The sequence below is a fragment of the uncultured Metabacillus sp. genome (assembly GCF_947503125.1).
Taxonomy (GTDB): Bacteria; Bacillota; Bacilli; order Bacillales; family Bacillaceae; genus Metabacillus.
This window is the reverse complement of record NZ_CANNCR010000007.1, coordinates 50,148-62,394: the sequence shown is the minus strand read 5'-3', so window position 1 is coordinate 62,394 and position 12,247 is coordinate 50,148. Positions and strand designations below refer to the sequence as shown.

General features: G+C 38.1%; 9 protein-coding genes and 1 other annotated feature. All 9 genes read left to right on the top strand.

Annotation, left to right across the window (positions count from 1 at the left end):
- Positions 1-593: 593 nt before the first annotated feature.
- Positions 594-846: a binding site (T-box leader), on the top strand.
- A gap of 124 nt (positions 847-970) precedes the next feature.
- The 9 genes from ilvB (at position 971) to tig (ending at position 12,130) form a co-directional block, all read left to right on the top strand.
- Positions 971-2,692: an acetolactate synthase large subunit gene (gene ilvB / locus Q1B07_RS07515; RefSeq protein ID WP_299091795.1), complete on the top strand. Its 1,722-nt coding sequence runs from the start codon at positions 971-973 to the stop codon at positions 2,690-2,692.
- A complete protein-coding gene (gene ilvN, locus Q1B07_RS07510; protein ID WP_299091793.1) occupies positions 2,689-3,204 on the top strand; it encodes an acetolactate synthase small subunit in 516 nt (171 codons plus the stop codon). The genes ilvB and ilvN overlap by 4 nt, the downstream gene beginning before the upstream one ends.
- 96 nt (positions 3,205-3,300) lie before the next feature.
- On the top strand, positions 3,301-4,332 hold the full coding sequence (gene ilvC, locus Q1B07_RS07505) for a ketol-acid reductoisomerase (protein ID WP_299091790.1): 1,032 nt from the start codon (positions 3,301-3,303) through the stop codon (positions 4,330-4,332).
- Entirely contained in the window at positions 4,319-5,869 is a 1,551-nt protein-coding gene (locus tag Q1B07_RS07500; RefSeq protein WP_299091787.1) for a 2-isopropylmalate synthase, read from the top strand. The genes ilvC and Q1B07_RS07500 overlap by 14 nt, the downstream gene beginning before the upstream one ends.
- A 24-nt stretch (positions 5,870-5,893) precedes the next feature.
- Positions 5,894-7,003 carry a 3-isopropylmalate dehydrogenase gene (gene leuB, locus Q1B07_RS07495; protein WP_299091786.1) on the top strand — a complete coding sequence of 370 codons (1,110 nt, stop codon included), beginning with the start codon at positions 5,894-5,896 and terminating at the stop codon, positions 7,001-7,003.
- A gap of 162 nt (positions 7,004-7,165) precedes the next feature.
- Positions 7,166-8,590 (top strand): 3-isopropylmalate dehydratase large subunit, encoded by a 1,425-nt coding sequence (leuC, locus tag Q1B07_RS07490; RefSeq protein ID WP_299091785.1) that lies wholly within the window; start codon positions 7,166-7,168, stop codon positions 8,588-8,590.
- A 13-nt stretch (positions 8,591-8,603) separates the two neighbouring features.
- Positions 8,604-9,200 carry a 3-isopropylmalate dehydratase small subunit gene (leuD, locus tag Q1B07_RS07485; RefSeq protein WP_299091782.1) on the top strand — a complete coding sequence of 199 codons (597 nt, stop codon included), beginning with the start codon at positions 8,604-8,606 and terminating at the stop codon, positions 9,198-9,200.
- 266 nt (positions 9,201-9,466) lie between these two features.
- A complete protein-coding gene (locus Q1B07_RS07480; RefSeq protein ID WP_299091796.1) occupies positions 9,467-10,474 on the top strand; it encodes a tetratricopeptide repeat protein in 1,008 nt (335 codons plus the stop codon).
- 366 nt (positions 10,475-10,840) lie between these two features.
- A complete protein-coding gene (gene tig, locus Q1B07_RS07475; RefSeq protein WP_299091779.1) occupies positions 10,841-12,130 on the top strand; it encodes a trigger factor in 1,290 nt (429 codons plus the stop codon).
- Positions 12,131-12,247 lie beyond the last annotated feature (117 nt).

The window sequence follows — 12,247 nt, the reverse complement described above, 5'->3', positions numbered from 1 at the left end:
AAACCCTTTCATCATATTATGAAGGGTTTTTTTATTTGAAAAGCTAACGTCTTATCTAAAAAATAGTGGGATATAACCTTACAAACTTGTGTATTTTCTTTCGAATTTCATGTAACATCATTTTTATCAAAGATCACTTTTTTACTTGTCAAGCTCTCCTGCTTAACATTATTCTTCTATCCTACGATTTCCGCAGTTGCGGATTTTAAAAATTCTTCAAAATTTTTTTAAAAAAGCCATTCCAAGCATATCAACAATGAAAGCGGATACAACTAATCCGATAAATCTAAATTATCAAATAATTCATAAAACACTGTTGACACTTGCTTTTCTAGAGCGTAATATAAGTTCAAATAAAGTTACACGAACATTTAAAAAAGTGTAGAAAATTCTTAAATAAAATGAGAATTTCTCCTTTCATTCAGATGTTCTGATGCTAACTTTTTGAGATTTCTCTTTTAGTGGATTTTCTCTCGCTAGAAGGGATATATTAAAAAATAAAACAAATTATGAGAACTGGGTGATCTTTCACCCTTGGATATTATAAGCACTTGAAGGATTATCGCCTTCAAACTGGCTAATAAACTGCATATAGGAAAACGGTGAAGAGGATAAGTAGTCTTTGGTAAAGAATCTACAGAGAACCGGGGTAGCTGGAAGCCGGTGATACTCCCAAATGATGAACTCGCCTCTGAGTGTTAATCTGAAACAACAGTAAGATTAACCGAGTCCCATTCTTCGGTACTCGTTATCAAAGTGAACAGTGGATCTGTTCGTAAGGTGGTCATTTTTGGCCATGAAGAAGGGTGGTACCGCGAAAAGTTTATTAACCTTTTTGCCCCTTTGGCACACAAATTGTTGTGGAGTCTTATGAGGGGTGGGAAGGTTTTTTATATGCTGTTTTTAGTCAAGCAAGAACAGAAAAACTAAAACAAAGGGCTAAAAGTAGCCTGCTAAGGGAGGAAAGAAAATGAGTACAAATGTACAGTTGAACAGCTCAACTGCCAAATGTACAAATACAATGTCGGGGTCTTTAATGCTAATTGAAGCACTTAAGCAGGAAAAAGTAGAAGTAATTTTCGGATATCCTGGCGGAGCAGTCTTACCAATTTATGATAGTCTATATAATTCTGGTATGTTCCATGTATTAACTCGACATGAACAAGGCGGTATACATGCAGCGGAAGGTTACGCTCGTGTCTCTGGAAAACCAGGTGTTGTCATTGCAACATCAGGCCCAGGTGCAACGAACTTAGTTACAGGTTTGACAGATGCGATGATTGACTCATTACCATTAGTAGTCTTTACAGGGCAGGTTGCTTCTAGTGTTATCGGATCAGATGCTTTCCAGGAAGCTGATATATTAGGAATTACAACTCCTATTACAAAGCATAATTATCAAGTTCGTGAAGTAAGCGAGCTTCCAAGAATTATTAAAGAAGCATTTCATATTGCAACAACTGGCAGACCAGGTCCTGTTTTAATTGACATTCCTAAAGACATTGCGACTGTTGAAGGGGATTTCAGCTATGATATGCCTGTCAACTTGCCAGGTTATCAACCAACTTGTGAACCGAATTATTTGCAGATTCGAAAATTAGTTGAAGCAGTAAGCCGCGCTAAAAAACCAGTGATTCTTGCAGGCGCAGGTGTTTTACATGCAAATGCTTCAAAAGAATTGACAGAATATGCTGAACAACAACAAATACCTGTTGCGAACACGCTGCTAGGCTTAGGCGGTTTTCCGGCTGATCATCCTCTATTCCTAGGAATGGCTGGAATGCATGGCACATATACCGCAAACATGGCACTTTATGACTGTGATTTATTAATCAGCGTTGGGGCAAGATTTGACGACCGGGTTACAGGCAACTTAGAGCATTTCGCTAAAAAAGCTACAGTAGCACATATTGATATTGATCCAGCTGAGATTGGAAAAAATGTTCCAACACAAATTCCGATCGTTGGTGATGCAAAGCTAGTATTAGAACAGCTAATTAAACAAGAAGGCAAACAAGGTGATCAAAAGGAATGGAATGACCAGCTTGCTAAAAATAAGCAAGAATATCCTCTTGTTTATAATGAGGAAGACACTGAGTTAAAACCACAAAAGGTTCTAGAGCTAATCCATGAATGGACGAATGGAGAAGCGATCGTAACAACCGATGTAGGTCAGCATCAAATGTGGGCGGCACAATATTATAATTTTAAAAATCCAAATAAATGGGTAACATCTGGCGGACTTGGCACAATGGGCTTCGGCTTGCCAGCTGCAATCGGCGCGCAATTAGCTGATAGAGATTCTACAGTTATTGCTGTTTTAGGTGATGGCGGCTTCCAAATGACGCTTCAAGAATTATCAGTTATCCATGAATTGAACTTACCAATTAAAGTTGTCATTTTAAACAATGTTGCTTTAGGAATGGTAAGACAATGGCAGCAATTATTCTATGAAGAACGCTATTCAGAATCAAAATTTGTTTCACAACCTGATTTTGTTAAATTATCAGAAGCTTATGGCATTAAAGGCGTTCGCATTGAAAGAACTGAAGGCTGGGAAGAGAAATTGAAGGAAGCCATTACTTCTGACGGTCCGGTCTTATTAGATATACGAGTAAGCAAAGATGAAAACGTCTATCCAATGGTAGCTTCAGGAAAAGGGTTGCATGAAATGGTAGGTGTAAAGCTTTGAAAAGGATAATTTCATTAACAGTACTAAATCAAACAGGTGTTTTAAATCGAATTACAGGATTATTTTCGAAAAGACATTTTAATATTGAAAGCATAACAGTAGGTCATGCGGAAACTGAAGGTGTTTCACGAATGACGCTTGTTGTAAATGTTCAAGAAGAAAAAGAAGTTGAGCAAATCACAAAGCAATTAAATAAACAAATTGATGTGATTAAAGTTGTTGATATTACCTCACAATCAATTGTAGCAAGAGAGCTTGCGTTAATAAAGGTGATGTCAACACCTGCTACAAGAATGGAGATTCAAGGACTCATTCAGCCATTCCGGGCAACGGTGATTGATGTCAGCCGTGAAAGTGTTGTCGTACAAGTAACGGGCGAGCCATCAAAAATCGAAGTATTAATTGATTTATTAAAGCCATATGGCATTAAAGAAATTGCCAGAACAGGAACAACTGCATTCACTCGCGGCACACAAAGAGCTGCCAAGGAAGTTCCTATTTCCATTGTTTAATAAAGGTAAAAATCTTGCCTGAAGCACAGGTTTTAAGATTTATATAAAAGCAAAAGATCTACTAATAAACTTACATTTTCAAAGGAGAGATTATACATGACAAAAGTATATTATAACGGAGACGTAAACGAAGCAGCATTACAAGGTAAAAAGGTAGCAATCATTGGATATGGTTCTCAAGGTCATGCACATGCACTTAACTTAAAAGAAAGCGGCGTTGACGTAGTAGTAGGTGTTCGCCAAGGCGGTTCTTTTAACAAAGCTGTTGAAGATGGTCACCATGTTGTATCAGTAGCTGAAGCTGCACAACTTGGAGATATCGTAATGGTACTACTTCCAGATGAGCAACAAGCAAAAGTATATGAAGAAGAAATCAAACCAGGTTTAGAAGCAGGTAATTCATTAGTATTTGCACATGGCTTTAACGTACATTTCAGCCAAATCGTTCCTCCTGCAGATGTTGATGTATTCTTGGTTGCACCAAAGGGTCCTGGACACTTAGTTAGAAGAACATATGAAGAAGGTGCTGGTGTACCTGCATTATTCGCGATCTACCAAGATGTAACTGGTACAGCAAAAGAAAAAGCTTTAGCATACGCAAAAGGTGTTGGATCAGCTCGCGCTGGCGTATTAGAAACGACATTTAAAGAAGAAACTGAAACAGATTTATTCGGAGAACAAGCAGTGCTTTGCGGTGGTTTAACTTCATTAGTAAAAGCTGGTTTCGAAACATTAGTAGAAGCTGGATATCAGCCTGAAGTTGCTTACTTCGAATGTTTACATGAATTAAAATTAATCGTTGACTTAATGTATGAAGATGGTATGGCTGGAATGAGATATTCCATCTCTGATACTGCACAATGGGGTGACTTCGTTTCAGGACCACGTGTTGTAGATGGCCGTTCTAAAGAAGCAATGAAAGAAGTATTAAAAGATATTCAAACAGGTAAATTTGCGAAAGAGTGGATTTTAGAAAACCAAGCAAACCGCCCTCAATTCAACGCGATCAATAACAACGAAAATGAACATCAAATCGAAGTTGTAGGTAAGAAGCTTCGTGCAATGATGCCGTTCGTAAAATCTAAACAAAACAAGAAAGAAGCGGTGAGTGTGAGTGCGAAAAATTAACCTATTTGATACAACGCTCCGTGATGGCGAGCAATCTCCAGGCGTCAATCTTAATGTAAAAGAAAAGCTGGAGATTGCAAAACAGCTAGAAAGACTCGGAATGGACGTTATTGAAGCAGGATTTCCTGCTACATCAAAAGGTGATTTATTAGCAGTTCAAGAGATTGCGAAAACAATTAAAACTAGCTCTGTTACCGGACTTGCACGTTCTGTAAAAAGCGATATCGATGCAGCGTGGGAAGCATTAAAATTTGCCGAAGAGCCAAGATTGCATGTATTCTTGGCAACTTCCCCGATTCATAGGGAATATAAGCTGAAAAAGTCGAAAGAACAAGTGATTGCAACGGCTGTAGATGCTGTGAAATATGCTGCTAAGTATTTCCCGATCATTCAATGGTCTGCAGAGGATGCCTGCCGTACAGAGCTTCCATATTTAGCTGAAATCGTTGAAAAAGTGATTGAAGCAGGCGCAAATGTTATCAACATTCCAGATACAGTCGGGTATATTACGCCGAAAGAGTATGGAGAAATTTTTACGTATCTACGTGAGAACGTAAAAGGTATTGATAAGATTATCCTATCCGCACACTGCCATGATGATTTAGGCATGGCAGTGGCGAACTCTCTATCAGCAATTGAACATGGTGCCGGCCAAATTGAAGGGACCATAAATGGAATTGGTGAAAGAGCAGGTAATGCTGCGCTAGAGGAAGTGGCAGTTGCCCTCCATATCCGCAGCGATTATTACAAAGCAAAAACAGGCTTGACTTTAAATGAAATTAAGCGATCTAGTGAGCTTATCAGCAATCTTACAGGAATGGTTGTTCCAGGAAATAAAGCTGTCGTTGGCCGAAATGCATTTGCCCATGAATCAGGCATTCATCAAGACGGCGTATTGAAGGAAAAAACAACGTATGAAATCATTTCACCTGAGCTTGTAGGTGTCTCAACAAATTCAATGGTGCTTGGTAAGCATTCAGGCCGACATGCATTTAAAAATAGATTACATGAATTAGGGTATGACATTTCAGATGAAGAGGTTAATAAATTATTCATGGCATTTAAAGAACTGACAGAGAAGAAAAAGGAAATCTCTGATGAGGATTTAAAAGCCCTTCTTATAGAAGAAAAGGTTGCGAGCAAAGAAGCTGCATATGAGTTAAGTGCATTGCAGGTTCAATATGGGACATCTCAAGTTCCAACTGCGACAATAACGTTAATTAATCCCGAAAATGAGATCATTCAGGAAGCTGCAACAGGAGCAGGAAGTGTTGAAGCCATCTACAATACTTTAGAACGCTGTATTGGTACTTCGATTAATCTAATTGACTATCGCATTCAGTCTAATAGCGGCGGTCGAGATGCACTTGCCCAAGTGTATGTCAAAATTAAAATTGGCGAAACAGAAGCAAGCGGCAGAGGTATGGCACAGGATGTATTAGAGGCATCAGCTAAAGCTTATATCAATGCAGTTAACCGGATGACATTACTTTCTGAACTACCTAAACAAACTCTAGAAGCAAGTCTGCTAATTTAAAATCACTCGAAGGGGGAAGGGAATATGAAAAAAACAATTGCATTATTACCGGGTGATGGAATAGGTAAAGAAGTAGTTGATGTCACAGTTGATATCTTAAAAGCTATTGCAGAACATTTTCATCATCAATTTCAATTTAATTATGGACTTATTGGCGGAAACGCAATTGATCAAAAAGGCAATCCGCTGCCTGAGGAAACAATTCGTATTTGTAAGGAATCTGACGCTATCATTTTAGGTGCTGTCGGCGGTCCAAAATGGGATCAAAATCCTGTTGAATTAAGACCTGAGCGCGGACTATTAGCTTTACGTAAAGAACTGGACTTATATGCAAATCTGCGTCCGATTAAAACATTTGAAAGCTTGCTAGACTCTTCCCCTTTAAAGAAAGAGTATGTAAATGGAGTAGATTTTGTAATCGTTCGAGAGCTAACAGGCGGATTATATTTCGGGAAACCAAGTGAACGGATTGTTCATGAAGGTGAGGATGCGGTTGTCGATACATTGCTTTATAAACGCTATGAAATCGAACGAATCCTAGTTTCAGCATTTGAAATAGCATCGAAACGCCGCAAGCACGTCACTTCAGTTGATAAAGCAAATGTTTTAGAATCAAGCCGTGTTTGGAGAGAAGTGGCAGAAGAGATAGCAGCTAGATATCCAGACGTCACACTTGAACATATGCTGGTTGATAATGCAGCAATGCAAATTATCCGTTCACCTAGACAATTTGATGTGATTGTTACGGAAAATATGTTTGGTGACATTTTAAGTGATGAAGCATCCATGATCACTGGTTCACTTGGAATGCTATCCTCAGCAAGTTTATCTTCAGGAGGCTTGCATTTATATGAGCCTGTCCACGGTTCAGCACCAGATATTGCTGGGAAAAATATTGCAAATCCAGTAGCGACAATTCTTTCAGCTGCGATGATGCTTCGTCAATCTTTCGGTTTAGAAGAAGAAGCAAAAGCAATAGAAAAAGCTGTTGATAATGTATTAAATGCCGGGAACCGCACAGCTGATCTGGCTGAGGGCGGTAAGTTTCTAACTACTAAGGAAATTGGCGAAGAAATTAAGAATGCCCTTGCAGATGACCACGCTATTTTAAACATTATGGAAGCTTATTCTTAATCCGTAAAAAGGGAACTGACCACTTTGGGGACAGTCGAATTTAATAAGACTAATATGTAATGACAAAGTTTTTTAGGACTTATTATTTATATTGAGTTTGAGGGGTCTGACATTCGCTTTCGTCAGCCCCTCATTTTTCCATCTATAAAGGAGGTTATGACTATGAAGCCAAGAACGATAATTGAAAAGATATATGATGAGCATATAGTCCAACAAGAGCAGGGGAAACCGGACTTATTATATATCGATTTACATTTAATCCATGAAGTTACATCACCGCAGGCTTTTGAAGGCTTACGCGAAAAAAAACGTAAAGTAAGAAGACCGGACAGAACGTTTGCGACGATGGATCATAACGTTCCAACGGTAAATCGATTTGTCATTAACGATGAGGTAGCAAAAAATCAGATTAGTGCTCTAGAACGAAACTGTAAGGAATTTGGCATTCGTTTAGCTGACCTTGAGAGTGAGGATCAAGGTATTGTCCATGTTATTGGTCCTGAATTAGGGTTGACCTTACCAGGAAAAACAATCGTTTGTGGAGATAGCCATACATCAACACATGGAGCATTCGGAGCAATTGCCTTTGGAATTGGGACAAGTGAGGTAGAGCACGTTCTCGCAACACAAACGATTTGGAGACAACGTCCTAAAACGTTAAATATCCATATTCCAGGTAAGCTTCAAAAAGGAGTAACAGCAAAGGATGTTATTTTAGCTGTCATTGGAAAGTATGGCGTTCGTTTTGGTACTGGTTATATTATTGAATATACAGGTGAAGTTATTGAAAGCTTATCAATGGATGAGCGTATGACCATCTGTAATATGTCAATTGAAGCTGGAGCAAGAGCAGGGCTTATTGCACCTGATGAAACAACATTCTCTTATATTAAAGGTAGAAAATATGCACCTAAAGGTGAAGAGTTCGAAAAAGCTGTTGAATATTGGAAAACGTTAAAATCTGACGAAGGTGCTGAGTATGACAAAGTCATCACATTACAAGGTGAGGACATTGCACCAATGGTAACATGGGGAACAAACCCAGGTATGGCTGTAGGTGTAGATGAAAAAACACCTGATTTAAATAGCTTCAATAATGAGGAAGAAATCGATGAAGCAAAGCGTGCATTTGACTATATGGGCTTACAGCCAAATATGAAAATTGAAGATATTACAATTGACCATGTCTTTATCGGATCATGTACGAATTCACGTTTAACAGACTTGAGACAGGCTGCAGAAGTTATTAAAAGTTTACAAGGACAAAAGGTTGCTCCTACTGTACGAGCAATTGTTGTACCGGGATCTCAAACTGTTAAAAAAGTTGCTGAAGAAGAAGGCTTGGATGAGATTTTTAAAGAAGCAGGCTTTGAATGGAGAGAATCTGGGTGCAGCATGTGCTTAAGCATGAACAACGACGTCGTTCCTGAAGGTGAACGCTGTGCTTCAACCTCTAATCGTAACTTCGAAGGAAGACAAGGAAAAGGAGCAAGAACACATTTAGTTAGCCCGGCCATGGCAGCGGCAGCAGCGATTCATGGCAGATTTGTAGATATACGCCATATTCAGGAGAAAATTCACGCTTAATAGGAGGGGCAAAATGAAACCTTTTACAACACATGAAGGAAAAGTAGCTGTTTTAAATAGAGCCAATGTTGATACAGACCAAATTATTCCAAAACAATTCCTCAAAAGAATCGAAAAAACAGGCTACGGCCGCTTCGCCTTTTTCGATTGGAGATATCTTCCTGATGGTTCTGAAAACCCTGAATTTGAATTAAATCAAGAGAAAAGCAAGGGAGCTACCATTTTATTGGCAGGTGAGAACTTTGGTTGCGGTTCTTCTCGCGAGCATGCTCCATGGGCGCTTTCCGATTATGGATTTAAAGTCATTTTAGCACCATCATACGCAGATATTTTTCATCAAAACTGTTTGAAAAATGGTTTACTGCCAATCACTTTAGATCAAGCTGTTTTAGATGTAATACGCCAAAAAGCAAATGCTGAAGGATATGAGCTGAAAGTCAATCTAGAAGAACAAAAGCTTACTGACAATGATAATTTATCGGAGACATTTGCCGTAGACCCTTATTGGAAGGATATGCTTCTGCATGGGAAAGACGAAATAGACTTAACCTTAAATTATGATGAGAAAATCCAGAAATTTGAAGTAGAAAGAAGAGCTACATTTTTATAATGCAGCTCTTTTTTTTACTATCAGAATTTATATATTTTCTTAACATAGCTGCGTTTCTGAATCTAGCTCCAGGCGCCATCGGCTCGAGGTCATAAGTCAAACAGGAATTGAAGGTAAAGAACACCTTCTATTCCTGTTCGCCTTATGCTTGTCGCCGATAGGCAGGCGCCTTGCGCTTTTTTTACTACTTAGAAAGGAACTGCTTGTTTTCCAAGAGTTGGATTGATAAACTTGAAAACAAAGAAAGGTTGCTGGAGTTGACCAACATAATGGAAAAGAAAAAGCGCTCAAAAGTTATTCCCTTTCCTAATTTAAAGGACCGTTATATTGAAAAGGGAATGGATTTATTAAAAGAGAAAAAATATCATGAAGCTCTAAATATGTTTTCTGAAGCAAAAAAATTAAAAGAAGATAAGGCTGAGCTTCACTTAGGGATGGCCATATGTTTTATGGAACTGGGTGAGCTTGCAGAGGCAAAGGAAATATGCAAAAAAATGCTTCTGGAAGATATCGGCCACTACTTTACAGTTTTGCAAATTTATTTAACGATTTTGATTCAGCTTCGGGAATACAGAGAGGTTCAAACGACAATTGAAGCGGTGTTAGAGGAGAATCAACTTCCTGCAGAAAGTGCTGAGCATTTTTATAAATTGTTAGAATTTAGCCGGAAGATGACACAAAATGATGAGGATATCATGGAATCGGATGATGAGGAGCAGCCATTATATATTGAAGACATCTTAGAAAATACAAATAAGCAAATGGCTTATATCCAATCATTACGAGATCGAAATTTAAGCAAGCATTTTTCTTCGCTTAAGTTGCTATTAGAAAATCCGAATAGTCATCCTATGATTAAATCAATGATCCTGCACTTAATGATTGAAAATGAAGTTGAAAAGGAAGTAACGGTTTATAAATTCGGGGAAACAGTAACCGTTATACCTGCACAGCTTGATGATCTATCTGATTTGCCGTTTACAAAAAAAGTGCTAACGATTTTAGATGATACACTTGGTAATGAAAATCCAACCCTTTTTGAGGCGGTAAAGGAGCTTTGGATTCGTCATTTATATGTTCTTTTTCCTTTGCTTCCTAAGCCGACAGATGCTAATGTATGGGCAGCAGCATTGCATATGGTCGGGTATGAAATGCATGGAATCACACTGGATCCTGAAGAGATAAAGGACTTATATAACCTTTCAATGTCCTCATTACATGAAGCATGTAAAAAAATTTATCAAATAGAAGAAATTTCTTATATGCAAATATGAGGCTATATGTTGAAAGGAATCTTTTCTATGTTATAATAAAATGGTTGCAAAATAGTGATCATCGTAGTAAGGTCATTTTATTGTTGGCAAAATGAGCCTTCTTTTTTATCCCGTTCTAACCTGTCTAGCGAGTTAATGACAGTATGAACTGAGGTAAGTGAAACTAACAATGCCTGGGATGAGGAGATTCTCACGAGTGGAAGTTTCAATAATGCGAAATCCTTTAGCAAGGTTATCAATCGGTTATTAATACCGTACATAAACAGGTATATCGATGTGGATGATTGTTAAAACTGGACAAGCAGCCACATCGATAAACTTATCACTTATTCGCACATCATTATAGATTTTTGGAGGGAACAACATATGTCAGTAAAATGGGAAAAATTAGAGGGGAACGATGGCGTTCTAACGGTTGAAGTTCCAGCTGAGGAATTCACTAAAGCACTTGATGAAGCATTTAAAAAGGTGGTTAAACAGGTTTCTATTCCTGGTTTCCGTAAAGGGAAGGTTCCACGCGGAATGTTCGAGCAGCGCTTTGGCGTTGAATCTCTATATCAAGATGCATTAGATATCATTCTTCCTACAGCATATCCAAATGCAGTTGACGAAGCTGGAATTGAGCCAGTTGATCGTCCTGAAATTGATGTTGAACAAATTGAAAAAGGTAAGAGCTTAATCTTCACTGCAAAAGTTACTGTTAAGCCTGAAGTAAAATTAGGTGAATATAAAGGTCTAGAAGTTGAAAAATTAGACGATACTGTTACAGATGAAGATGTTGAAAATGAACTAAAACAACTTCAAGAACGCCATGCTGAGCTTGTTGTAAAAGAAGAAGGTGCTATTGAAAACGGCGATACTGCTGTTATCGACTTCGATGGCTATGTTGATGGAGAAGCTTTTGAAGGCGGAGCTGCTGAAAACTATTCATTAGAAATTGGTTCAGGTTCTTTCATCCCAGGCTTTGAAGATCAGCTTATCGGTTTAGAAGCAGGAGCTGAAAAGGATGTTGAAGTGACATTCCCAGAAGAGTATCACGCAGAAAACCTTGCCGGTAAACCAGCTGTTTTCAAAGTGAAAGTTCATGAAATCAAATCAAAACAGCTTCCAGCTTTAGATGATGAATTTGCTAAAGATGTTAACGATGAAGTTGAAACACTTGAAGAGCTAAAAGCTCAAACAAGAACTCGTCTTGAAGAAGCAAAAAAGACTGAATCAGAAAATAAATTACGTGACACATTAATTGAGAAAGCAGCAGAAGGTGTGGAAGTTGACATTCCTAATGCTTTAATTGAAAATGAAATTTCCCGCATGATGCAGGAATTTGAGCAACGTCTTCAAATGCAAGGTATGAATCTTGATCTTTACTTCCAATTCTCAGGTCAAGATGAAGAAGCATTAAAAGCTCAAATGAGTGAAGATGCAGAGAAGCGCGTAAAATACAACTTAACACTTGAAGCAATTGCTAAAGCTGAAAATATTCAAGTTTCTGATGAAGATGTTGAAGCAGAACTAACAAAAATGGCTGAAATGTACAACATGCCTGTTGAAAGCATTAAACAAGCATTAGGCGGATCAGCTGAAGGTCTAAAAGAAGACTTAAAAGTTCGTAAAGCGATCGATTTTCTTGTGGAAAATAGCAAAGTTGTTGCATAATAATAATTAAAGAACAAGGCGCGATTGGATCGTGCCTTGTTTTATACAATCATGTTTTATTTATATTCCTTTGGGAATGATATAAGAAAGCCAATACATACATACACATGAAGTAAT